The organism is Dictyoglomus sp. DH, from assembly GCF_055181375.1.
Map to the genome: position 1 here is coordinate 1,618,096 of NZ_CM143706.1, position 23,476 is coordinate 1,641,571.

The following is a 23,476-nucleotide window of genomic DNA, read 5'->3' on the forward strand; positions in this document are numbered from 1 at the left end:
TATACTTATATAGAACTCATAAAATTTAAGAAAGGGAGTAATAGAAATGGAAAACAAAAAGAATCTCACTATAGAAGAATGTGAAGCTTTGGCAGATGTATTTAAATCTTTATCAAGCTATGTAAGAATTCATATCTTATGTGCATTAAGAGATGGAGAAAAAAGTGCAGGAGAAATAGCAAAAATTATAAATGCATCCTTCGCTAATACATCACAAAATCTTAAAGATCTCTATAACTTAGGTCTTTTAAAGAAAAGACGCGTAGGTCAATTCGTTTATTATTCTTTAGCAGATGACTCAGTATTGGAACTTTTAAATTTAGTTTATAAACTCAGATTTCGTGCAGTAAAAAGCTAAAAAAGGAGGGGAGAATTTCTCTCCCCTCCTTAAAAATTCATCTCTTAGAACTTTATAGATCCAGATAAACTAAGGGCTTGTGGCATTGTAAGATCCAGAGGATCAAAGGCAACTCCTAAATCCGCTTGAAGAAGAAGCAAATTCAAACCGAAACCTGCTGTATAAAGTTGTGGATTAAATTGAGTATCTAAAATAGCTCCTCCTCTTAATATAGCAACCATCATTATAGGCTGTTCAAAACCAATCCTGTATAATGTAGGAGAAAGATTGCTATCAAGATCTGCTCCAACCGCAATTTTTGTGCTAAGAACTGGTACTTTTACAAATACACCCGCCTTAAAAGACATAGATGGAAGGGCTACCTCAATAGGATTAGTAGTTTCAGAATATGGTGTGTTTTTGTGATAATTGCCATTACTATCATAATACCCATCCTCATATCCAGAAATTTCTTTTCCTTCAAGAGGTACACTATATGCATCCTTTGCCATGATACCTACCGCTAAAAAGGGTGAAAATCTCATATAAGCACCAAGGTCAAGAGAAATATATTTTTCATCTATAGAATTATATACTTTTTTATGAAAATCATTCTCATTGGGCTGATTTGAACCTTCAGCTAATAATACTCCACTCTGAGTTATTTTTACACTTTCATTGTAATAATAATATAAAGTATTGTTTAACCTTATATTAGTACCGAGATTTAGTTTCAAGCCTAATAAATCTATGGCAGGTATAGCAATGGTTAAGGCACCGTTAAGATTTGGATTGGCAGTTACAGTAATATTTACATCAGCTTTTAGATCATCAGAAGTATCATTTGAGGTATATTTGTGGAAATTAAAGTTCACATCACTATCTCCAAATAGTGTGATTCCTATTTTACTTATACCAAGATGTAGATATCCTGCAAAAGAAAGATAGGTATTAATATCACCATTTGGAGGTTCTGTATTACTATTTAATGTGTTGTAAAGATCTATAAAAGATTGCACATTAGAAATAGGTGCTAATCCAAGACCTGCTTTAAGAGTTAGCCTTGAATATTCACCTATTAGAGCTGGATTATATATGGCAGAGGTTGGCGAATCAGCAAGAGCTGTCATAGCACCTGCCACACCCATAGCCCTTGGATCATAAAGTAGATCCTTAAAATTATAACTTGTAGTCACTCCGTAAGATACTGTAAAAAGAAAGATTAAAATTAAGAAAGAGCTCAAAATTAACTTATTTTTCATGTTCCTCTCACCTCTCTTAAAGATTTCTTTCAATTACATTGTATCATTTAAAAAATAAATAATAAAGTGATGTAAATCACATTTTTATTAATATGATATAATGGAAATAAAGATAAATATAAAAATGTCAAAGTTTCCGGAGGATAAAACTATGGAGAGGAAAAGAATATTTACACAAAGAGATGATCCTTTTGGTGGGGAAATATTTAGAATTGTCGACTGTTTCTATAGAGAAAGTTCTCGATTCTCTATGCAATGGGGAGCATGGGTGCCAAGAGTAGACGTATATGAAACCAATGATAAAGTAGTAGTCCTAGTAGAGATTGCAGGAGTGAAAATTCAAGACATTGATATTACCTTTCATGAAGGTAAATTAATCCTAAGAGGCACAAGACAAGAAAACTATATATCAGAGCCTGAGATATACCACAGAATGGAGATAAACTTCGGACCTTTTGAAAGGGTAATACCTTTACCCGTAGAAGTTGATGCTCAAAATGCTGAGGCATCATATAATAATGGGTTTTTGGAGATTGTTCTTCCCAAAAAGTAAAGAAAGGAGGGATGTAAAAATGGAAGAAAAAGAAATGAACCAAATGCCAGATATCCCAGAAGAACTACCAATTCTTCCACTAAGAGAAACAGTAGTATATCCTCAAATGCTTATTCCACTTGTTGTGGGAAGAGAAAAGAGCATTAAATTAGTAGAAGATGCCCTTGCTGGTAATAAAATAATTGGAATGTGTATGCAGAAAACTCCTGTGGAAGAACCAACACCGGATGATATTCATAGGATTGGTACTGTAGGAATAATAGTAAGAAGCTTAAGATTTCCTGACAATACTCTTAGACTATTTGTACAGGGATTACAAAGAATAATAATAAGAGAATTTACACAGACAGAACCATATTTTAAAGCTAAGGTAGAGGTAATAGAAGAAAAGGTAGAAAAAACTGTTGAAATAGAAGGATTAATGAGAAATCTTTTAAATCTATTCCAAAAGATGGCATCTTTAATACCACAATTTCCAGAAGAACTAATAATTAATGCAATGAATATACAGGAACCAGGGAAATTAGCAGATTTTATAGCCTTTAATACTAATCTAAATATTAACGAGAAGCAAGAAATATTAGAAACTATCGATATAAAGGAAAGATTACAAAAAGTAACCTATTATCTTACAAGGGAGTTAGAGATCCTTGAGATTGCAAATAAAATCCAAAACGAAGTCAAAAATGAAATAGAAAAAAGCCAAAAAGAATATTTCTTAAGACAACAAATGAAAGCAATACAAAAAGAGCTTGGTGAGATTGATCCTAGAGAGATGGAAATAAATGAATTAAGACAAAAACTTCAAGAAGCAAAACTCCCTCCCGAAGCAATGAAAGAAGCAGAAAGAGAGTTAGAAAGACTTGCTTTAATGCCACCCGGCTCTGCCGAATATACTGTTACAAGGACCTATTTAGATTGGCTAATTAGCTTGCCATGGGCAAAGTCTACAGAAGATAACCTTGATATAAAAAGAGCTGAAGAAATTTTAAACGAAGACCATTATGACTTAGAGAAGGTTAAAGAAAGAATCTTAGAATACTTAGCTGTTAGGAAGTTAAAAAGTGACATGAAAGGTCCAATATTATGTTTTGTAGGACCCCCAGGTGTTGGTAAGACATCCCTTGGAAAATCCATAGCAAGAGCTCTTGGAAGAAAGTTTGTAAGAATATCATTGGGTGGTATAAGGGATGAAGCTGAAATAAGAGGACACAGAAGAACCTATGTGGGAGCCTTACCGGGGAGAATTATTCAAGGAATGAGAAAAGCTGAGTCTAACAATCCTGTATTTATGCTTGATGAGATAGACAAATTAGGATCAGATTTTAGAGGAGACCCATCAGCAGCACTATTAGAAGTCCTTGATCCTGAACAAAATAATTCTTTTGTAGACAATTACTTAGGTGTACCTTTTGATCTTTCTAAGGTCATGTTTATAGCAACTGCAAATGTATTATATACCATACCTCCAGCCTTACTTGATAGAATGGAAGTAATAGAACTCCCTGGGTATACAGAATATCAAAAGCTTGGAATAGCAAAAGGTTTCTTAATACCAAGACAATTAAAGGAGCACGGTTTAGAAAATTATCCGATAGAATTTACTGAAGAAGCAATAAAGAAAATTATAAGAGAATATACACGAGAGGCAGGGGTAAGAAATTTAGAAAGAGAAATTGCTTCTATTATTAGAAAGATTGCAAAAGGTATTGCAGAAGGAAGTATTACTGATAAGGTGATTGTTGATAAGGAAGATATACCTAAATACTTAGGTCCAGAGAAATATACCTTTGGTATGAAAGGAGAAAAGGATGAGGTAGGAGTAGCTACTGGTCTTGCATGGACAGAAGCAGGTGGTGATATTCTTTTTGTTGAAGCTTTAGTAGTTGAAGGGAAAGGAAATCTTATACTTACTGGTAAACTTGGAGAAGTAATGCAGGAGTCAGCAAAAACAGCCCTTTCTTATGTGAGATCAAAGTTAAAAGATCTAAATGTAAGTTACGAAATTCTTGAAAAATCAGATATCCATGTACATGTACCATCAGGTGCTATTCCTAAGGATGGCCCATCAGCGGGTGTAACAATAGCAACAGCTATAGCTTCAGCTCTTACCAAGAGACCTGTCAAAAAAGATATTGGAATGACAGGAGAAATCACTTTGCGTGGCAAAGTTCTTCCGGTAGGTGGAATACGAGAAAAGGTTCTTGCAGCTCACAGGGCAGGTCTTACAGCAGTAATAATGCCTAAGGAAAATCAAAAAGACTTGGAAGAAATACCAGAAGAAGTTAAAAATGAGCTAACTTTTTACTTTGTGGAACATGCCGATGAAGTCTTAAATCTTGCTCTTTTGGGGGTGAGGGAATATGCTGAGCAAAGAGATCCTGAAAGAACTGGGTAATCTTAATTTTTATCCGTATTTGATAACAACTCTTTACATAAATGTATCCCCCTTGGTAAACCCCAAGGGGGAATATAAGATAATATGGAAAGATTTAAAAAAATCAGTTTTAGATAATCTAAATAATCAAAATTTAGAGGTAGAGATCAAAAAGTCAGTATTTTCAGATTTAGAAAAAATAGAGACTATCTTAGATCAGGGCTCTTTTGGTTCTGCCAATACCATTATATTAATGAGCTGTAGTGCCAAAGATTGGGAATATTATATACCTCTTTATCCTCCCCTTAAGAATAAATTAGTAGTAGATAAAGACCCCTATACAAAACCCCTATCCCATCTTATAGTTGCCAATAGCCCTTATTATTTAGTAATTTTGTCAAAAGGAGATGCCAGAGTTTTCAAATATTTTTTGGGAGAAATTCATGAGGAAGGAGAGATAAGAGAAGAAATACCAAAAAAACATAAACAAGGAGGATGGGAAGCATCTGATTGGCAAAGATGGCATGAAACACATGTTATATGGTATTTTAAAGAAGTAGCTGAGTTTTTAGACAAAATAATAAATACAAATGAAAAGATAATCTTAGGAAGTACTTCTCCTAAAAATATCTCTGAATTTCTAGAACTTCTTCCTAAAAGGCTCCATAATTCAATAATTGGTGAAATATCTTTAGAATTAGACTCTCCAATAAAGGATATTCTTGAAAAGACATATGAACTTATTAAAAATTATGAAGAAAAAGAAACTAAAGACTTAGTAGAAAGTCTAATTGTGGCCAATGCAAAAGGAAAGGAAGCAGTCATGGGATTAGAAAATGTTGCCCACGAAGTATATCAGAAGAGAGTACAGAAAATATTAGTAGAAGAAAATTATGAACAAGGAGGATATGAATGCCCATCATGTTATTTTAGAAGTACTTATTTAGAAATTTGTCCTTATTGTAATATAAAGATGATCAAAAGATCAGATATAGTAGATGAAATTGTAGAAGATGCAATTATAGAAGGGGCAGAATTAAAATATATTGAAAATAAAGAACTTGCAAAAAAGATAAATAACATAGGTGCTTTCTTGAGGTATTAAAAAAGAGGGGAGAAAGATTCTCCCCTCTTAATATTATCTTCTTGATTCTTAAATTCTATAGTCTCTCTGCTACATATCCTGTTAAGTCTGCTAGTCTGCAAGCATAACCCCACTCATTATCATACCAAGCAAAAACCTTTACCATATTCTTACCAATTACAATTGTAGATGGAAGATCTACTACTGTAGAATAAGTAGTTCCTTTGAAATCCATTGAAACAAGCTCCTCATCAGTGACTCCAAGAATTCCCTTCATCCTTCCTTCCGCTGCCTTTCTAAATGCATCATTCACTTCTTCTACTGTCACATCTTTTTGTAATACACATACCAAATCAGTTACAGATACAGTTGGAGTTGGCACTCTTAAGGCTACCCCATGCATCTTTCCATCAAGTTCAGGAATAACTCTACCTATAGCTTTTGCTGCACCTGTAGATGTAGGAATAATATTTAATGCTGCAGCCCTTGCTCTCCTAAGATCTTTATGAGGAAGGTCTAAAATTCTTTGATCATTTGTATAGGAATGTACAGTAGTCATAAGACCTTTCTCAATACCAAAGTTATCTAATAACACTTTTGCAACTGGAGCTAAACTGTTGGTGGTACAAGAAGCATTAGAAATAATATGATGCTTTGAAGGATCATATTTTTCCTCATTAACACCCATAACTATTGTTATATCTTCGCCTTTTGCAGGAGCAGAGATAATTACTTTCTTTGCTCCACCAGAGGTAATATGTACTTTTGCCTTATCGGCATCAGTAAAAAGTCCTGTTGATTCTATAACTACATCAACTCCTAAATCTTTCCAAGGAAGATTTGCTGGATCCTTTTCAGCAAAAACCCTTATCTCTTTTCCATCTATAATTATGGACTTATCTGTATATTTTACATCACCCTTATAGGTTCCATAGTTGGAATCATATTTAAATAGATGAGCTAAAGTTTTTGTATCAGTAATATCATTAACAGCCACTACTTCAACCTTATCAGGATACCTTTCTAAAAGTGCTTTAAGTACTTGTCTCCCAATTCTTCCAAAGCCATTAATACCTACTTTAACAGCCATAAAAACACCTCCTAAATCGTTAAATTTTTCTTTATTTCATCCTCTTCATTATACCATTTACTTTTTACAAAAATTGTTAAAATGTTTTTAAAACTAAATATTGAAACTTAATATTTTACCAGGAATATAAACTACTTTCTTAATCTCTTTATTATCCAAATACTTTTTAACATTTTCTCTTTGTAATGCTAAATTCATAACTTCTTCTTGAGTTGCATCAGCACTTACATCTATTCGGTCTCTTACCTTTCCATTAATTTGAATAACTACGGTTACAATTTCCTCCTTTATTAACTCTGGATCATAAGAAGGCCAAGGTTGCATATGAACACTATATTCATTTCCTAACTCTTTCCACAGCTCTTCAGTAATATGGGGAACAAAGGGTGAAAGAAGTAACAATGAAGTCCTTACTGCTTCTTCAAAGGCAGGAGTCCTTCCATAAACCCTTTTGTGTTCTGTGAGAATATTAGTTAATTCCATAATAGACGCAATAGCAGTATTAAATTTAAAATTCTCTATATCTTCCGTAACCTTCTTAATAGTCTTATGTAACTTCCTTCTTATAATCTTTTCTTCCTCATCATCAATTTTTTGTTCATCTGCACTTTCTAAAACTAATCTCCAAAACCTATTCAAGAATCTATTTGCTCCCTCTACTCCTTCATCGCTCCACTCAATATCCACTTCAGGAGGAGCAACAAACAATATAAATAAACGTGCTGTATCAGCACCATAATTCTCCACCATATAATCTACAGAAACAATATTCCCTAAGGATTTAGACATTATCTGTCCATCTTTATAAACCATTCCTTGAGTAAAAAGTCTCTTAAATGGTTCTTTTACTGGGCTATATCCTGCATCATAGAGAACCTTTGTTATAAACCGAGAATAAAGTAAGTGCAATACAGCATGTTCTATACCACCTGTATATTGATCAACAGGCATCCAATACTCTGCCTTTTCTCTTGAGAATGGCTCTTTACCATTGTGGGGGTCAGTATAACGAAAATAATACCATGAAGAATCAACAAATGTGGCAAGAGTATCGGTTTCCCTCTTTGCAGGACTTCCGCATTTTGGACACTTTGTATTTACAAATTCAGGAACTTTTGCTAAAGGACTTTCACCTGTTCCTGTTGGCTCAAAATCAGAAAGATCAGGAAGCTCTACTGGCAAATCTTCGTAAGGCACAGGTACTATTCCACAATTGGGGCAATAAATAATGGGAATAGGTGCTCCCCAATATCTTTGACGAGATATTAACCAATCTCTTAATCGATATTGTACTTTTTTCTTTCCAATCCCCAAACTTTCAAACTTCTCAATAATAATTTTCCAAAATTCCGAACTTTTTAAACCATTATATTCTTCAGAATTAATCATAATCCCTTCTTCTTCATAGGGAAGTGGGGGTTCTTTGTCAGGTTCAGGAGTAATTACAGGAATTATTGGAAGATTATATTTTACTGCAAATTCATAATCACGCGAGTCGTGAGCAGGTACAGCCATTATGGCTCCTGTACCGTAGGTTGCAAGTACATAATCAGCTACATATATTGGCACAGGTTTTTTAGTAAGAGGATGTATTGCATAACTTCCCGTGAATACTCCTGTTTTATCTTTTTCTGAAACAATTCTTTCTAACTCGCTTTTATTTTTAGCAATCCTTACATATCCTCTAACTTCATCTAAATATTCCTTTTTAGTTATTTTTTCTACCAATGGGTGCTCTGGAGCAAGTACTACAAAAGTTACTCCATAGATAGTGTCAGGTCTTGTAGTATAAACATATATCTTCTCATCAGAATCCTGAATATCAAAGTAAAATTCAAGTCCTTCAGATTTACCTATCCAGTTTTTTTGCATTAGTTTAACTTTCTCTGGCCAATACTCCAGAGTATCTAAATCATTTAATAAATCTTCAGCATAAGCAGTAATTTTAAAGAACCATTGTTCAAATTCCCTCTTCTCAACCTCTGATTTACATCTCCAACATTTACCATCAATTACTTCCTCATTAGCAAGTACTGTCTTACAAGTGGGACACCAGTTAGCAGGAGCTTTTTTTCTATATGCAAGTCCTCTTTCATAAAGTTTTAAAAAGATCCACTGAGTCCACTTATAATAGTCCGGAGCACAGGCTGTAACTTCTCTATCCCAATCATAAACCACACCCATTTTAAAAAGCTGCTCTTTCATTCTTGCTATATTCCGATAGGTCCATTCCTTTGGATGTACCTTATGCTTTATAGCTGCATTCTCAGCAGGTTGCCCAAAAGCATCCCATCCCATTGGATTCAAAACATTGTAACCACGCATAGTATAGTATCTTGCTACCACATCACCAATAGTGTAATTCCTCATATGTCCCATATGGAGATCTCCAGATGGGTACGGGAACATAACCAAAGTATAGTACTTTGGTTTATCCTTTCTTTCAGTTACATGATACAATTTGTCCTCTTGCCATTTTCTCTGCCATTTAGGTTCTATTTCCTGTGGATTATACCTCTTCATTTTTTAAATCCCTCTCTCCTTTTACAAATTTTTCTTTATCTCCAATTATATAAAAGTAAATTACTATGGACAATAATTAAACCAATAAAATTAGGAAGACTTCCTTCTTAGAAATCCTATCTTCATTGTTAAAATTCTATCAGTAGAAAATATTTTTGCTGCAATTACTATAAGGGCTACAAAGACTATTAGCATATATAATATCCCCACAAACACAATATTATAATTCCCAAGCAGAATTTCTCTCGATGCAATAAAAGGATGACTAAATGGTATAGCCATTATGAGAAGTCTTACAGGCAAGGATAAAGTATTTATATCTGAAAAAAGGGAAATAAAATATGGTATCATAACTAAAAACATCAATGGTAAAACTATACCTTGAGCACTTTTTAGATCTTCTGCTAAAACACCAAGAATTGTAGATAAGGCTAATCCGCAAAGAATAGCTAAAAACAATGAAATTCCAAATAAAGTATACCCATAAGGTGTAAAATTTAATCCTAATTTTTGAATAATATCAGATGTACTACTTACATCCACATTTCCACTTATTCCACCCATAAAAGATCTATATCCATACATATAAATTAAAGATGAAATTATTCCAACTATACCAGCTCCCATCATTTTAGCAATCACTATCTGTTTTCTACCTATAGGTACTGTAAGGAGAGTCTCAAGGGTTTTATCCTGCTTCTCCATAGCTATAGCAGAAAGAACCATCTGGGATGTATACATGATTACTATCATTAGAATAATAGGAATAAATATTGATTGAGAATAAACTGAGTTAAGAACTTCTGATGTAGTACCTTCTGCAATCCTGTCTTTAACAATAACAAACTCTTTTTTCTTTATAGGGTTTTTCAAATTATCAGGATCTATCCCTGGAAATTTAGCTCTAATAAATTGGTCAGACATATACCTATTTATTGCGTTAATAACCTGATCCAAAACGGCAGATCCCACATTACTGCCCAATGAGAAACTCCTTATGAAAGAATATATCTCAATCTCTACTGGTTTAAATCTGGACACTAATGATCCAAAATTCTCAGGAATCAAAATAAAAAAATTTATTTTTTCTCTTCTTGCAAAATCAAAAGCTAAATCTTTATCTTCCTTTGAAAGAATTTCATTTAATAACTTAACCTTGAAATTTGCCAAAGAAAGATTACTCAAAAGTTCCTTTGATATTTCTGATTTATCAAGATCCAATACATAAATGTTTCTTGTCTCAACAGCCTTCTTAATTTCACTTTTTGTAATACTACCCATAAAATTAAAAAGTAATATTGTAAATATAAGAGATATTATTAATTGAAAAGTTACAAGTTCCTTTATTTCCTTTCTCAAAAGATTTAAAAACTTATTCATTGTACCACCCTCCTAAATACTTCCTCTAAATTTTTAGCATTGTATTTTTCCTTCAATTCTTCTGGCTTACCTATCTCTAATATTTTTCCTTTATCAATAAGAGCAACTCTATCAGAAAGAAACTCTATCTCTAACATATTATGAGAAGAGAGTAAAACAGATGTACCTTCTTTAACATATGCTCTTATAATCTCTCTTATTTCCAAAGCATTAATAACATCTAAACCAGATGTAGGCTCATCCAAGATCGCTAGAGTAGGCTTCGTCATGAGAGCTCTTGCAAGCAAAAGTTTTCTAGTCATTCCTTTACTGTATGTTCCAACTTTATCATTTAATCTATCTCCAAGTCCACTTATTTCTTTTGCTCTATTTAAAAATTCTTCTAATTCTCTTTGATCCTTAGCATAAAAAGTTGCCATAAATTTTAAATAATCAATACCTTTCATATTCTTGTAAGCTCCTGCTTCCTCTGGTAGATAGCTAATATTTTCTCTTACAAAATCAGGATTTTTTCTTAAATCTTTACCCATAAATGCAACTTTTCCATCTGATGGAGTAAGAAGAGTTGCGATTATTCTTAGGGTAGTTGTTTTACCAGCACCATTTGGTCCTATCAAAGCAAAAATCTCACCCTTTTTAACCTCAAAACTAATACCTTTAAGGGCTTCTAATTTACCATAAACCTTTCTAAGATTCTCTACTTGGAGAATATTGTCCAAAAATATCACCCCCAAACTAAATTTGTTTACTATGAGAATTATATCAATCAAATTTTAAAAAATCTATTAAAAGTGCGTTAATACACATCTTACTTGCAAAAAATTTTCATTTAGAATACAATTTTTACTAGAACTAAGCTGTTAGCATAAGGAGAGACTTCAAATGAATTTTAAAGAAAATTTGAAAAATAAAGGCATAAGATTGAGCAAACCAAGACTTATGGTCCTTGAGTTTTTTGAACAAAACAAAAAAGGACATTTTTCTATTTATGAAATTTATGAAGAATTAAAAAACCAAAATAAAAAAATATCTTTCACCTCTGTCTATAGGAGTTGTAAACTTTTAGAGCGTTTAGGATATATAAGGCCTATAAGCTTTGAAGAAAGACATATTCATTATGAAAGTAATTTAAATCCTCATATACATTTCCAATGTGTATCATGTGGGAAAGTAGGGGAAAAGGAATTAACAAATCCCTCGGAGATATCTAAGATAATAAAAACAGAAGATGATAATTTTATAGTTACATCAATAAAGATTCAAGTATTAGGAGTATGTGAAGAGTGCCAAAAGAAACAAAGGAGGGAATTATGATCAAAAAACTTATAGAATTAGAAAAGGGAGAAAAAGGAAAAGTAGTTAGTATTATAGGTGGCAAAGGAAAAATTTTAAGACTTGCAGAATTGGGAGTAATCCCAGGAGAAGAAATTGTTCTTTTTCAAAAATCTCTAGGACCTGTGATAGTAAAAGTCAAGGATACTAATTTAGCTTTAGGTAGAGGTTTAGCAGAAAGTATTCTTGTAGAGGTAGAGAACCATGAAAAAGAAAATTAAAGTAGGTTTAGCTGGTAATCCCAATGTAGGAAAAAGTACTGTATTTAATCAACTTACAGGATTAAATCAACATACAGGTAACTGGCCAGGGAAAACAGTAGAGAAAAAGATCGGATATATAGAAAAAGAAGATTATCTAATAGAGGTGGTAGATCTTCCAGGAACTTATAGTCTTACTGCTCAATCCCTAGAAGAACTTATAGCAAGGGAATTTATAGTAGAAGAAAAGCCTGATATCTTAGTACTGGTTTTAGATGCTTCCCTTTTGGAAAGGAATTTATATTTGTTGTCTCAAATTTTAGAATTACACAATAATGTAATTATTGCTCTTAATATGATGGATATTTTAGAAAGCAAAAAATATAAACTAGATGTAAAAAAGTTTGAAGAAAAGTTAGGACTACCTGTGATTCCCATGGTAGCAAGTAAGGGTAAAGGCTTAAATGAACTTATAGAAAAGGTTATTGAGATTTATGAGAAAGATAATATTCAACCTACAAAAGTAAAATATTCAAAATTAGAAGAGACTATCAAAAGAATAGAAGATCTGTTACCTGACAAAATTCAAGAATATCCAAAAAGATGGGTAGCAGTAAAATTATTAGAAAATGATCCAATTATGATAGATTTATGTAAAAAGAATTTAAAAAATTGGGAAAAAATTCAAAAAATCATAGAAGAAAGAGAAGATAACCCTATAAGAGTTGCAACTGCAAGATATGAATGGATTAAAGAAATGTTAAAGGAAGTTATAGAAAAACCCAAAAAACAAGCAATTCTCTGGACTGATAAAATAGATGAATATGTTACTCATCCCATTTGGGGATTTGTTATAGCCCTTTTTATAGTAGTAACAATTTTCTATCTTACTTTCTCCATGAATAATATAATATCTATTCCTTTGGAAAATCTACTTGACATTATAGGAGAAAAGATATCAATCCTTTTGACTTTTTTACCAGAATTTCTAAGAAACTTGATAACCAAAGGCATTTGGCAAGGTATTGCAACTATTCTTTCTTTTACACCATTAATCACTATTTTTTTCTTTTTCTTAGCTATAATGGAAGATACAGGCTATCTTGCAAGACTTGCTTTCATAACTGATAGAATAATGCATAGTTTAGGACTTCATGGTAAATCTTTCCTTCCATTAGTGATAAGCTTTGGTTGTAATGTACCTGGAGTAATGGCCACAAGAACCCTTGAAGATGAAAAAGACCGGATACTTTTAATAATTATTGATTCCTTTATCCCTTGTGTACCAAGAATATTAGTTGCTTCATTCTTCCTTGGAATATTCTTTTCCCAATATGCCTTTTTACTTCTTTTAACGCTTTATATTATTAGTTTCACTTCCATATATGTAAGTGGCAAATTACTAAGGAAAAAGGTACTTAAAACTTCCATGAATCCTCTTCTTATGGAACTACCAATATATAAAATTCCAAGCCCTAAAATAGTATTTTTATATATATGGGATAAACTAAAATCTTTTTTCTTAAGAGCAGGAACTGTTATGGCTTTACTTTCAGGACTAACTTGGATTCTTACCAACATTCCCTCTGGAAATATAGAGAACTCATTATTCTCTCAAATAGGCAAATTATTTTTACCTTTAGTCTATCCCTTAGGTTTCAATTGGCAACTTACTACAGCCCTTCTTTCAGGATTTGTAGCTAAAGAAGCTTCACTTTCCACTTTAAGTGCCATCTATGGTCAAAGTGGAAATGAACTTGGTAATATATTGTTAAAAGAGTTAAATCCCATAACAGCTTATAGTTTTGTAGTATTTCAACTCTTATATATACCATGTGCAGCCACAGCTGCTACAATCTATAAAGAAACAAATTCCATAAAATGGACAGTATTTGCTGTTTTTTACTCTTTTATATATGCCTATATCTTCACTTTTGTTCTCCATCATATATTAGTATTTTTATCAAGAATATTATGATAGAAAAAGTGCTTGAATATATTAAAGATAAAAGAATTATAAATATTGACAAGCTGAAGAAGGATCTTCATTTATCTGATGAAGAATGGGAATTGATCCTTCTTCAGCTTAAAGATCTTGGTTATATAAAAAAGGAATCTTTATCAGAGAGTATAAAATGTTCCTCCTGTCCCTTTGCTAAATCTTGCTCTCAAGGATGTCTTCAATCTGGGATCTTATATTTTGTAAAACCTCATAAGGATTAGGACTCTGAGTAATAGGACGACCAATAACCAAATAATCAGCTCCTTTCTCTATTGCTTCTCTTGGAGTCATTATTCTTTGCTGATCATCAGTTTTCTCCTTTGTAAGCCTTATTCCTGGTGTAACAATAAGCATAGGACGCCTAAAGTTTTTCCTAAGTAATTCTATCTCCCAAGGGGAAGCTATAACGCCATCAAGACCTGTCTCTTGTGCAAGTTGAGCTAAAAATAATACCTGTTCTGGTAAAGATCTTGATATTCCCCAACTTCTCCTAAGGGTTTCTTCATTGAAACTGGTTAATACAGTTACACCAAGAAGATAAGGATATTGTGTTTTATTACTCTCTTTAAATTGAGATACAACTTTAACTGATTCTTTTAACATATCTTCCCCACCAAGAATATGAAGAGTTATCATAAAAGGATCCAATGTAAGAAGTCTTTCAATAGTTCTTACGACCGTGTTAGGAATATCAAATAACTTTAAATCAATAAAAACATTAGTGCCCATCTCTTTCAAAGCCTTTACCACATGAGGACCCGCTACGGAAAAAAGTTCAAGTCCAACCTTAAAATTTCTTACATGTGGTACCAAATTTTCAGCTATTTCTAAGGCTTTTTTCTCTTCAGGAAAATCAAGAGCTACAATAATAGGATCAAATTTCTTAATCATTTAATCAACCTCCCTATTAAAATGATGAGCTATTCCTATAACATTTTGGATCTTCTCATTCTTAAAATAATCTTCAACCTCTTTAACCAGCTTACTCCCAATCCATGGATCTCTAAAATTAGCACTTCCTATCTCCACCAAAGAAGCTCCTGAAAAAAGATACTCTAAAACATCTGAGAAATTTACTATCCCCCCACATCCCACTATAGGGAGCAAATTTAATTCGTAGATTTCCCAAATATGCCTCAAAACCAATGGTTTAATAGCAGGTCCAGAATATCCAGCAAAAACACGTTTAAAAACAGGACTTCTTTTTTTTGTATCTATCGCAAGCCCCAAGAAAGTATTAAAAGCTACAACAGCTTCGCCACCTGCGTCCTTTACTACTCTTACTATATCCAAAATATTTGGAGCCTGAGGGGTTAATTTTACCCAAACTGGCTTGTTAATTATCTCTACAACCTTTTTTGTTATAACCTTTACCATATCTATATCAATTCCAAAGAGCATACCACCACCATCTACATTAGGGCAAGAAAGATTTAATTCCAAAACTGAGAAATTATAATCTCTAAGTTCTTTAGCAATCTGATAATATTCTTGTTCCCTTTCCCCTGCTATGCTTATGATTACATGAGTATCCAATCTCTCTAAGTAGGGCATTTCTTCTTCGATAAATTTCTCTAATCCAGGATTTTCAAGTCCTATAGAATTTAATATTCCAGCATAACATTCCCATATCCTCGGTGTAGGATTTCCTTCTCTTGGTTTTAATGTAATACTTTTTGTTACAATACCACCTAAAATATTTACATCATAAAACTTTGCCATCTCTCTTCCAAAACCACATGTGCCTGATGCAAGTAGAATTGGATTCTTAAAAATTATGCTTCCAACTTTAATTTTCAAATTATCCACCAAATTCAACCTCCGATCCTACAATGATAGGTCCATCCTTACACACATGAAAATCGCGACTTCTTCCTTTCAAAAAACAAGATAAACATATTCCTACTCCACATCCCATTCTTTCTTCAAAAGAAATATAAAGCTTATCCTTTTGATCTACTAAATGATATAAACTTTCGAGCATTGGATAGGGACCACAAGCAATTATCTTGTTAAATTCTAATAAGGAGGGTAAAAATTCTAATATCTTTCCTTTATTACCTACACTTCCATCCTCGGTAGAAATCACAAAATTATAGCTATATTTTTGGATATCTCTATAAATTTTCTCTTCCACATACGAAGAAAAACCAATGTAGGAATAGAAAATCACATTTTCCTTAAAAAAATTAACAAGAAAATTCAATGGTGCTATGCCTACCCCTCCTCCAACAATAAGAACCTTCTCTCCTTGATTTAAAGAAGGAAAAGAATTTCCAAGAGGTAAAAGCATAGAAATTTTTTCACCAATCTTCTTTTTTGATAAAATCTCTGTTCCTCTTCCTATTTTCTGATAAAGAAAATATATAAAATTATCTTCCACATTATAAAAACTCATAGGTCTTCTTAAAAAAGGATCATAACTTTCCTCAATTTGCAACATTGCAAATTGGCCAGGTAAAATTTCAAAGGTATCTTTTGAAAGTCTTACTTTCAAAAGATAAATCCTTTCCGCTACTTTCTCATTTTCTACTATTTCTCCTACTATCTCTTTCATCTAAATATCTTCCCTTCCCTATATACTAACCTTCCCTCTACAAAGGTCATAATAGGCCATCCTTTCAATCTCCATCCATGAAAAGGAGTATTCTTGCCTTTAGAAAAAAACATATCTTTATCAACTTCTTTCTCTGCTTCTATATCAATTATTGTAAGATTAGCTGGCACTCCTTCTTCTAAAGGAATAAATGGTAGATTAAGAATTTTTGCTGGATTATATGACATCTTCTTAAAGATTTTTAATAATGGAATTTTTCTTTGATGAAATCCATAGGTAACCATAAGAGGAATAGCTGTTTCAATACCACTGATTCCAAACTCTGCCAAATTGTACTCTATCATTTTTTCATCTATATGATGTGGGGCATGATCTGTAGCAATAACATCTATAATATCTGACTCTAATGCTTCCCAAAGTACTTCCTGATCTTTCTCTGTTCTTAAAGGAGGATTCATTTTAGTATTTGTATCATATCCACTTTCTTTAACATAATCCTCGGTAAGAACTAAATGATGAGGAGTAACCTCACATGTTACATTTATACCTTTTTCCTTTCCCCATCTGATCATTTCAACACTTTGCCAACAAGATATGTGGGCCAAATGTAATTTTCCCTCTGTCAATGATGCAAGAAAAATATCTCTTGCTACTATACTAGCCTCTGCTACCCATGGCATCCCTTTTAATCCAAGGACCATAGCAGTTTTTCCCCAATTCATACTACCTTCGGAGGTTAAATTAGTATCTTCCGCATGTTCTATGATAGGAACATCAAAGGCCTTTGCATATTCTAAAGCACATCTTAATACTTCACTATTCAATACACATTTTCCATCATCTGAAAAAGCTTTAGCACCTGCTAAAAACATATCTCCTATCTCTGAAATCTCTATACCTTCTCTCCCTTTAGTTATGGTTCCAATTGGATATATTCTTGCTAAACCTATAATATTAGATTTTTCATATATATACCTCACAATCATTTTGTTATCTATAGGGGGATTTGTATTAGGCATACAAGCCACAGCAGTAAATCCACCAGCTACAGCTGCCATTGAACCTGTCTCCAGTGTTTCTTTCCATTCATAACCTGGTTCTCTAAAATGTACATGCATATCTATTAAAGTAGGCACAACAACTTTATTCTTACCATCCACAATCTCCACATTTTGGCCCAAATTTAACTCTTTTCCAATGCCTCTAATATAACCATCTTCTATGTATATATCTCCAATCTCCTCTTTATCTTTATCTGTATGTAACAAAATAGCATTCTTAATTAATATTTTCATCTGACCTACCTCCCAACATAAGATAAAGAAGCGCCATTCTTACTGCTACACCATTCGTTACCTGTTCATTAATCAAAGATAACGTACTATCGGCAACTTCTGAAGATATCTCTACACCCCTATTCATAGGACCAGGATGCATAATTAAAACATCTTTTTTAGCCTTTTTTAAACGCTCTTCTGTAACTCCAAATAAAGCATGATATTCCCTTAAGCTTGGGAAAAGCCCTTTCTTTTGCCTTTCTAACTGAAGTCTTAAAATATATACAATATCGGCATCTTCAATAGCCTCATCTAAATTATATGTGATTTTAGCATTTAGATATTGGATATCTTTAGGAATTAAAGTAGGAGGGCCACATACTATAACAGAGCTTCCCAGCTTACTCCAAGCATATATATTAGATCTTGCAACTCTACTATGGAATATATCCCCAACTATAGCTATCTTTAATCCATCAACTCTATTCTTTTTTTCATAAACGGTAAAAACATCCAAGAGAGCCTGGGTAGGATGTTCATGCATTCCATCACCTGCATTTATAACTTTTGACTTTATGTTTTTAGCAATAAAAAGGGGTACCCCAGAAGAACTATGTCTAATAACAAATAATTCTACCCCCATAGCCTCTATAGTCTTAACAGTATCAAGAAGAGTTTCACCTTTCTGTATACTACTTGTAGATGTTGCAATACTTATAGTATCAGCACTTAAATATTTTGCAGCAAGTTCAAAAGAGGAACGAGTTCTTGTGCTTGGTTCATAAAAAAGAGTACATATAATTCTTCCTCTCAAAGTTGGTACTTTTTTAATCCTTCTATTCAATATATCTTTCATAGACTTTGCTGTTTCAATAATTAGTTCAATCTCCTCCTTTTTAAGTTCTTCAATACCTATTAAATCTTTTCTATCCCACATTATTATTCCTCCTTCCATTCTCCAATTACAACTTCATCTACCCCATCTATCTCTTCCAATCTAACCTCAATTTGTTCTTTTCGAGAGGTAGGTACGTTTTTTCCAACATAATCAGCTCTAATAGGAAGTTCTCTATGACCTCTATCAACTAAAACAGAAAGTTGTACTGTTCTTGGTCTACCTATATCCATAAGAGCATCCAAAGCAGATCTTACCGTCCTTCCTGTGTAAAGTACATCATCCACTAAAATCACATCTTTACCTTCAATGGAAAAATTAATTTCCGTTTTACCCACCTTTGGTTGATCCAATCTTAAATTCAGATCATCTCTATATAAGGTAATATCTAAACTACCAACAGGAACTTCTTTTCTCTCTATCTCAGCAAGAAATCTTTGTAACCTTTTAGCCAATGGTACACCTCTTCTTCTTATTCCGATAAGTACTACGTTATCTACGCCTTTATTCCTTTCTATGATTTCATGGGCAATTCTTTTAAGAGCTCGCTGTATAGCCTCCTTATCCATTATTCGTGCCTTTTCCTGAAAATACATAGATTCTTTAACCCCCTTTCTTTTATAAAGATAAAAAAAGCGGACATACCCATTTTTATTATGGATATGTCCGCTTTATAATCATTTCTATTTATATTTTTTTTCAATTTTCCTCCCTTTTTAGCCTCACTGGGCTAAATTAAAGGACCAATGTATTATAAAAAAGAAAAGATTAAGTGTCAATTAAAACTAATACTTCAAAAACTTCTCTACAATCTCTTTTTTACATGTATTTTGTAGAATTTTTAGTTCATTAAATCTCTTATGCAAACAAGAAAAAATAATAGCCATTGACTCATGTACACCATAAGTAGGATCTGGATCTGTTGCTTCATGTATTGATATTTTTAGTTTATGATCGTTAAGATAAAGAGCGATAAAAAATCTTTGTTTTAGTGAACCTTCTATTACAATGGTATCAACTAATATCTCATTTTCCTTCGAATAGAAACTTATATAATTAATTATCTTATTATCCTTTTCATATATACCCTTAGGAAGAATTTTTAGAACTTCTTCTATTTTAAGATCTTCTCTTAATTCCATAATTATATAAGGCATAATAATCTCCTCCTTCTTTAACTTCAAAAGAGGATAAAAATCCTTAATCCATAACGGCACCTCTATTGTTTCCACTTTTTTATAGCCTATATAATAGATGGGAAGCCCAATAGATATCCATTTTCTTGCATATTTCGTTTTATAATATTCAGGAAAATCATTTATTATGCTTTTTTCCCATAAAGGTTTAAAAATTCCTATTTTTTCAAAAATATCTACAGTATAATTAGCATAATCTAAACTATCAGTTGCCATAATAAAATGCCCTTCTATTTCTAATCTATCTCCTAAAAGATAACAAAAAGCATCGTTTATAATTCTTCTTTCTTTATGGGATTTTTTTGGCCAAGGATCAGGAAAATTCATATAGACAGCCTTTAAAGATTGGGAGTTAAATAGTTTGCAGAGAGCTTTAGCTCCTTCTATTCTTGCAATTCTCAGATTTTCTAAATTGGCTTTATTTACTTTCCTTTCAGCCTTTTTAAGTATTTCTTTTGATACATCTATTCCAATAACGTTAATATGTGGATTATTTTGAGCAAGCCATATAGAAAACTCCCCATTCCCCATTCCAATTTCTAAGTAAATAGGAGCTCTCCTTCCAAATATACTTTCCCAATCTGGAAAAAATCCTAAATCTTTTTCTTTTAATAATAAACTCTCCATATTAGATGTTATGATATACTAATTCATAATTTGAGAAAAGGAGGTCAAAATGAGAGAAAAAAGAGAACCAATAGTGTTAGAAAATTTTGGGCAAAAAATCTTTGGAGTCCTTCATATACCTGAAAAAACACCTGCACCTTTTGTACTCTTTTGTCATGGTTTTACAGGTACAAAAGTAGAACCTCATAGAATTTTTGTAAATACAGCGGAAGCTCTTGCAAAAGAAGGGATTGGCGCATTAAGAATTGATTTTCGTGGTTCTGGAGACAGTGAGGGTTCTTTCAAAGATATGACTGTAGAAGGTGAAGTCTCAGATGCTCTCATAGCTCTTGATTTTCTTAGACAAAATAATTTAGTTGACAAAGAAAGAATAGGTATATTAGGTCTATCTATGGGTGGAGCAGTGGCCAGTATTGCTTCTGGAAGAAGTTCTATTGTAAAATCCTGTGTTTTATGGTCCGCTGTATGTCATTTTGATATATTCTTTAACAGATCCCCAGAAGAAATGCAAAAGATTAAAGATTATGGAGATTTTATTGATCTTGGGGGAAATTCTGTGGGTAAAAAATTTTTAGCTGAAATAGTAGGAATAAAACCATTAGAAGAATTAAAAAAAAGAATATTGCCTGTATTAATTATTCATGGAAGTAGTGATCCTGTAGTACCAGTACAACATGCCTATGATTATTACGAAGGAATTAAGAAAACTCATAAAGCCAAACTAGAAATAATAGAAGGGGCAGATCATACTTTTAACTCCATTGAATGGGAAAGAAAAGTCATAGACAGTACCTTAAGATGGTTTAAAGAGACATTATAAAAAGGTAGATATAATTTCTTCTTTTATTTCCTTAAAAACCAGATCTCTAGTTTCAGGAGTAAGATAATATGTTTTACCATATTTCTTAAATGTAGTTATAAAGTCCCTATGTAAAGATGCAATTATATTTTGATCACTATTTAAGATTTCAAAAATCTTATCTCTAAATTTACGAGATAAAAACTCCATTTTTCCTATTTCATCTATAATAAATATATCTCCTTTTTGACAAAATACATCCTCTATTATTTTCTCAAAACAATCTATATCTACATAATATTTCCCAAACCTATAAAGAGTAACATTATATACAGATGCAAAATTGACTCTCTCATTTGTTTTCAGTAAAATCATATCAAATCCAATTCTAAATTTTCCATCTCTAACCTCTTCTGTAATAAAACCACAAGTACTTATATTCCTTTCCCTACAAAAGGCATCAACCCTCTTAAGTAAAGTAGTCTTTCCAACTCCAGGCTTTCCTGTCACAAAAATTTTCATCCTTGATTCACCATTGAATCTCATAAATTTTTGTATTATAACATATATAAGTTAAAAATTATGATCTATGTATATTACAATAGATCTGGGAACTACAAATTTAAAAATAATTTTGTGGAACCATAAAGGAAAAATAGAAAAAAAGACAATTTTTCCTACTCCAATCTCATCTGACTATACAATTGATCCCTTAAAGATCATCCATCACCTCAATGATTTCTTCTCTAATTTAGAAAGAAAATACAAAAAAGATATACAGGGTATAGCTGTGGGAGGAATGGGTGAAGCAGGTTTACTTATAGATAAATATGGAAATCCATTAACTCCAATCTTTTCATGGTTAAATGATAAGGGAAAAGAAGAAATAAAAATCCTCGAAAGTATTGGCAAAAAAGATGTATTTTATATCACTGGACTTAAAGTTCATCATAAATATTCATTGGCAAAGATTTTATGGCTTCAAAAAAAGGAAAAAGATATTTGGATGAAAGCATACAAATGGATAAATGCCGTGGACTTTATTAACTTTTATTTAAGTAAAAAATTAGTTACAGATTATTCTCTTGCTAGCAGAATGCTTCTCTTTGACATAAATAAAAAAACTTGGTCTGAAGAAATTTTAGGATTATGTAACATATCACCTGAAAAATTACCTGATATTAAACCTACAGGATCTATAATTGGTGAAATTGATATCTCTATTAAAAACAAATTCTCATTAAATACATTTCCTATTATATTAGGTGGGCATGATCATCCCATAGGAAGCCTTATTTATAATCTTCAAAACTCAATATTTGATTCCTGGGGAACAGCTGAGGCCTTTATACTCCACACCAAAAAACCCTTGTTAAAAGAAACAGTAAGAGAATTAGGGTTCTCGGTGGGATGCATAAAAAACTTCTATTATTTAATAGCAGGAATACACTTTTCGGGAGGAATATTAAAATGGTTAAAAGATAATATGAAATGGAAATTAATCATTGAAGAATACACTCCAACTAATGTCCTATTTTTTCCATTCTTGTTAGGTAAAGATTCAAGAAAATATAAGGAAAACATTAAGGCAATTTTTTATGGGATAGATTTAAATACTCAGATAAAAGACCTTATCAAGGCAGTATGGGAAGGAGTTTTTTATGAAAGTAGATATATATTAGAAAACATTGAAAATTTGGAAATACCAATAGAGAGAATCTATTTAAGTGGGGGTATGAGTAGATTTAAAAAAATCATTAAATTAAAAGCAAATATATTAAACAAACCTATATATATTTCAAAAGAAAAGGAATCTACCTCAAAAGGCTTAGCACTTCTTATTGCTGAAAATTCAAATGTGAAAAATACAAAAAATTTTAAGGAATCTCCTTTTGATATTATATCACCAACATCTTCAAAGATTTTTGAGGATAATTATATAAGATACAAAAAAATCAGGGGGCTCCTGGGAGTATAGCCAGAAG

22 protein-coding genes are annotated in these 23,476 nt (G+C 32.2%); 9 read left to right on the top strand and 13 right to left on the bottom strand.

The window, feature by feature from the left end:
- Positions 1 to 46: 46 nt before the first annotated feature.
- Entirely contained in the window at positions 47 to 358 is a 312-nt protein-coding gene (locus ACY3JJ_RS08135; RefSeq protein WP_463091546.1) for an ArsR/SmtB family transcription factor, read from the top strand.
- A 44-nt stretch (positions 359 to 402) separates the two neighbouring features.
- On the opposite strand, the gene ACY3JJ_RS08140 is transcribed toward ACY3JJ_RS08135, so the two are convergent.
- Complete coding sequence (locus ACY3JJ_RS08140) at positions 403 to 1,599, bottom strand: hypothetical protein (protein ID WP_463091547.1); 1,197 nt, start codon at positions 1,597 to 1,599, stop codon at positions 403 to 405.
- Positions 1,600 to 1,750: 151 nt separating this feature from the next.
- Here ACY3JJ_RS08140 and ACY3JJ_RS08145 point away from each other — a divergent pair, with 151 nt between their 5' ends.
- From ACY3JJ_RS08145 to ACY3JJ_RS08155, 3 genes are read left to right on the top strand one after another with little or no spacing between them, the layout of a single operon-like run.
- Positions 1,751 to 2,152: an Hsp20/alpha crystallin family protein gene (locus tag ACY3JJ_RS08145; RefSeq protein WP_463091548.1), complete on the top strand. Its 402-nt coding sequence runs from the start codon at positions 1,751 to 1,753 to the stop codon at positions 2,150 to 2,152.
- A 19-nt stretch (positions 2,153 to 2,171) separates the two neighbouring features.
- A complete protein-coding gene (lon, locus tag ACY3JJ_RS08150) occupies positions 2,172 to 4,550 on the top strand; it encodes an endopeptidase La (protein ID WP_463091549.1) in 2,379 nt (792 codons plus the stop codon).
- On the top strand, positions 4,516 to 5,634 hold the full coding sequence (locus ACY3JJ_RS08155) for a baeRF10 domain-containing protein (protein ID WP_463091550.1): 1,119 nt from the start codon (positions 4,516 to 4,518) through the stop codon (positions 5,632 to 5,634). Before lon ends, ACY3JJ_RS08155 begins: the two co-directional genes overlap by 35 nt.
- A gap of 55 nt (positions 5,635 to 5,689) precedes the next feature.
- Here the strand turns inward: ACY3JJ_RS08155 and gap are convergent, their stop codons facing one another.
- From gap to ACY3JJ_RS08175, 4 genes are all read right to left on the bottom strand, one after another.
- Positions 5,690 to 6,703: a type I glyceraldehyde-3-phosphate dehydrogenase gene (gap, locus tag ACY3JJ_RS08160; protein WP_148806479.1), complete on the bottom strand. Its 1,014-nt coding sequence runs from the start codon at positions 6,701 to 6,703 to the stop codon at positions 5,690 to 5,692.
- Positions 6,704 to 6,796: 93 nt separating this feature from the next.
- Positions 6,797 to 9,226: a leucine--tRNA ligase gene (leuS, locus tag ACY3JJ_RS08165; protein ID WP_463091551.1), complete on the bottom strand. Its 2,430-nt coding sequence runs from the start codon at positions 9,224 to 9,226 to the stop codon at positions 6,797 to 6,799.
- 90 nt (positions 9,227 to 9,316) lie between these two features.
- Complete coding sequence (locus tag ACY3JJ_RS08170) at positions 9,317 to 10,606, bottom strand: ABC transporter permease (RefSeq protein ID WP_463091552.1); 1,290 nt, start codon at positions 10,604 to 10,606, stop codon at positions 9,317 to 9,319.
- Positions 10,603 to 11,325, bottom strand: coding sequence for an ABC transporter ATP-binding protein (locus ACY3JJ_RS08175; protein ID WP_463091553.1), 723 nt, complete (start codon positions 11,323 to 11,325; stop codon positions 10,603 to 10,605). Before ACY3JJ_RS08175 ends, ACY3JJ_RS08170 begins: the two co-directional genes overlap by 4 nt.
- A gap of 163 nt (positions 11,326 to 11,488) precedes the next feature.
- On the opposite strand from ACY3JJ_RS08175, the gene ACY3JJ_RS08180 reads away from it, so the two are divergent.
- From ACY3JJ_RS08180 to feoB, 3 genes are read left to right on the top strand one after another with little or no spacing between them, the layout of a single operon-like run.
- Complete coding sequence (locus ACY3JJ_RS08180) at positions 11,489 to 11,920, top strand: Fur family transcriptional regulator (protein ID WP_463091554.1); 432 nt, start codon at positions 11,489 to 11,491, stop codon at positions 11,918 to 11,920.
- Positions 11,917 to 12,159 (top strand): FeoA family protein, encoded by a 243-nt coding sequence (locus ACY3JJ_RS08185; protein WP_463083477.1) that lies wholly within the window; start codon positions 11,917 to 11,919, stop codon positions 12,157 to 12,159. The genes ACY3JJ_RS08180 and ACY3JJ_RS08185 overlap by 4 nt, the downstream gene beginning before the upstream one ends.
- Positions 12,143 to 14,116 carry a ferrous iron transport protein B gene (feoB, locus tag ACY3JJ_RS08190; protein ID WP_463091555.1) on the top strand — a complete coding sequence of 658 codons (1,974 nt, stop codon included), beginning with the start codon at positions 12,143 to 12,145 and terminating at the stop codon, positions 14,114 to 14,116. The genes ACY3JJ_RS08185 and feoB overlap by 17 nt, the downstream gene beginning before the upstream one ends.
- A gap of 177 nt (positions 14,117 to 14,293) precedes the next feature.
- Here feoB and pyrF read toward each other — a convergent pair whose 3' ends face one another.
- The 7 genes from pyrF to trmB all read right to left on the bottom strand — a co-directional run bounded on the left by pyrF (position 14,294) and on the right by trmB (position 20,692).
- Positions 14,294 to 15,028: an orotidine-5'-phosphate decarboxylase gene (pyrF, locus tag ACY3JJ_RS08195; protein ID WP_463092600.1), complete on the bottom strand. Its 735-nt coding sequence runs from the start codon at positions 15,026 to 15,028 to the stop codon at positions 14,294 to 14,296.
- 3 nt (positions 15,029 to 15,031) lie between these two features.
- The gene (locus ACY3JJ_RS08200; protein WP_463091556.1) at positions 15,032 to 15,949 is read right to left on the bottom strand and encodes a dihydroorotate dehydrogenase; all 918 of its coding nucleotides are present in this window, start codon (positions 15,947 to 15,949) and stop codon (positions 15,032 to 15,034) included.
- Positions 15,942 to 16,697: a dihydroorotate dehydrogenase electron transfer subunit gene (locus ACY3JJ_RS08205; RefSeq protein ID WP_463091557.1), complete on the bottom strand. Its 756-nt coding sequence runs from the start codon at positions 16,695 to 16,697 to the stop codon at positions 15,942 to 15,944. Before ACY3JJ_RS08205 ends, ACY3JJ_RS08200 begins: the two co-directional genes overlap by 8 nt.
- Positions 16,694 to 17,992: a dihydroorotase gene (locus ACY3JJ_RS08210; protein WP_463091558.1), complete on the bottom strand. Its 1,299-nt coding sequence runs from the start codon at positions 17,990 to 17,992 to the stop codon at positions 16,694 to 16,696. The genes ACY3JJ_RS08205 and ACY3JJ_RS08210 overlap by 4 nt, the downstream gene beginning before the upstream one ends.
- Positions 17,976 to 18,911: an aspartate carbamoyltransferase catalytic subunit gene (locus tag ACY3JJ_RS08215; protein ID WP_463091559.1), complete on the bottom strand. Its 936-nt coding sequence runs from the start codon at positions 18,909 to 18,911 to the stop codon at positions 17,976 to 17,978. Before ACY3JJ_RS08215 ends, ACY3JJ_RS08210 begins: the two co-directional genes overlap by 17 nt.
- Before the next feature lie 2 nt (positions 18,912 to 18,913).
- Entirely contained in the window at positions 18,914 to 19,465 is a 552-nt protein-coding gene (pyrR, locus tag ACY3JJ_RS08220) for a bifunctional pyr operon transcriptional regulator/uracil phosphoribosyltransferase PyrR (protein ID WP_463091560.1), read from the bottom strand.
- Positions 19,466 to 19,654: 189 nt separating this feature from the next.
- A complete protein-coding gene (gene trmB, locus ACY3JJ_RS08225; protein WP_463091561.1) occupies positions 19,655 to 20,692 on the bottom strand; it encodes a tRNA (guanosine(46)-N7)-methyltransferase TrmB in 1,038 nt (345 codons plus the stop codon).
- 49 nt (positions 20,693 to 20,741) lie between these two features.
- On the opposite strand from trmB, the gene ACY3JJ_RS08230 reads away from it, so the two are divergent.
- Complete coding sequence (locus ACY3JJ_RS08230; RefSeq protein ID WP_463091562.1) at positions 20,742 to 21,512, top strand: alpha/beta hydrolase family protein; 771 nt, start codon at positions 20,742 to 20,744, stop codon at positions 21,510 to 21,512.
- Here ACY3JJ_RS08230 and ACY3JJ_RS08235 read toward each other — a convergent pair.
- The gene (locus tag ACY3JJ_RS08235; protein WP_463091563.1) at positions 21,507 to 22,037 is read right to left on the bottom strand and encodes an NTPase; all 531 of its coding nucleotides are present in this window, start codon (positions 22,035 to 22,037) and stop codon (positions 21,507 to 21,509) included. The two genes, ACY3JJ_RS08230 and ACY3JJ_RS08235, sit on opposite strands and share 6 nt — an antisense overlap.
- Before the next feature lie 43 nt (positions 22,038 to 22,080).
- Between ACY3JJ_RS08235 and ACY3JJ_RS08240 the strand changes: the two genes are divergently transcribed.
- Positions 22,081 to 23,469: an FGGY-family carbohydrate kinase gene (locus ACY3JJ_RS08240; protein ID WP_463091564.1), complete on the top strand. Its 1,389-nt coding sequence runs from the start codon at positions 22,081 to 22,083 to the stop codon at positions 23,467 to 23,469.
- The last annotated feature ends 7 nt before the right edge of the window (positions 23,470 to 23,476 follow it).

Coding starts and splice junctions, on each gene's coding strand:
- ACY3JJ_RS08135 (WP_463091546.1), top strand. CDS start 47: ATGGAAAACAAAAAGAATCTCACTATAGAAGAATGTGAAGCTTTGGCA.
- ACY3JJ_RS08180 (WP_463091554.1), top strand. CDS start 11,489: ATGAATTTTAAAGAAAATTTGAAAAATAAAGGCATAAGATTGAGCAAA.
- trmB (WP_463091561.1), bottom strand. CDS start 20,692: ATGGAGAGTTTATTATTAAAAGAAAAAGATTTAGGATTTTTTCCAGAT.
- ACY3JJ_RS08145 (WP_463091548.1), top strand. CDS start 1,751: ATGGAGAGGAAAAGAATATTTACACAAAGAGATGATCCTTTTGGTGGG.
- pyrR (WP_463091560.1), bottom strand. CDS start 19,465: ATGTATTTTCAGGAAAAGGCACGAATAATGGATAAGGAGGCTATACAG.
- ACY3JJ_RS08170 (WP_463091552.1), bottom strand. CDS start 10,606: ATGAATAAGTTTTTAAATCTTTTGAGAAAGGAAATAAAGGAACTTGTA.
- lon (WP_463091549.1), top strand. CDS start 2,172: ATGGAAGAAAAAGAAATGAACCAAATGCCAGATATCCCAGAAGAACTA.
- ACY3JJ_RS08240 (WP_463091564.1), top strand. CDS start 22,081: ATGTATATTACAATAGATCTGGGAACTACAAATTTAAAAATAATTTTG.
- ACY3JJ_RS08215 (WP_463091559.1), bottom strand. CDS start 18,911: ATGTGGGATAGAAAAGATTTAATAGGTATTGAAGAACTTAAAAAGGAG.
- leuS (WP_463091551.1), bottom strand. CDS start 9,226: ATGAAGAGGTATAATCCACAGGAAATAGAACCTAAATGGCAGAGAAAA.
- ACY3JJ_RS08185 (WP_463083477.1), top strand. CDS start 11,917: ATGATCAAAAAACTTATAGAATTAGAAAAGGGAGAAAAAGGAAAAGTA.
- ACY3JJ_RS08205 (WP_463091557.1), bottom strand. CDS start 16,697: ATGAAAGAGATAGTAGGAGAAATAGTAGAAAATGAGAAAGTAGCGGAA.
- ACY3JJ_RS08155 (WP_463091550.1), top strand. CDS start 4,516: ATGCTGAGCAAAGAGATCCTGAAAGAACTGGGTAATCTTAATTTTTAT.
- ACY3JJ_RS08210 (WP_463091558.1), bottom strand. CDS start 17,992: ATGAAAATATTAATTAAGAATGCTATTTTGTTACATACAGATAAAGAT.
- ACY3JJ_RS08235 (WP_463091563.1), bottom strand. CDS start 22,037: ATGAGATTCAATGGTGAATCAAGGATGAAAATTTTTGTGACAGGAAAG.
- feoB (WP_463091555.1), top strand. CDS start 12,143: ATGAAAAAGAAAATTAAAGTAGGTTTAGCTGGTAATCCCAATGTAGGA.
- ACY3JJ_RS08230 (WP_463091562.1), top strand. CDS start 20,742: ATGAGAGAAAAAAGAGAACCAATAGTGTTAGAAAATTTTGGGCAAAAA.
- gap (WP_148806479.1), bottom strand. CDS start 6,703: ATGGCTGTTAAAGTAGGTATTAATGGCTTTGGAAGAATTGGGAGACAA.
- ACY3JJ_RS08140 (WP_463091547.1), bottom strand. CDS start 1,599: ATGAAAAATAAGTTAATTTTGAGCTCTTTCTTAATTTTAATCTTTCTT.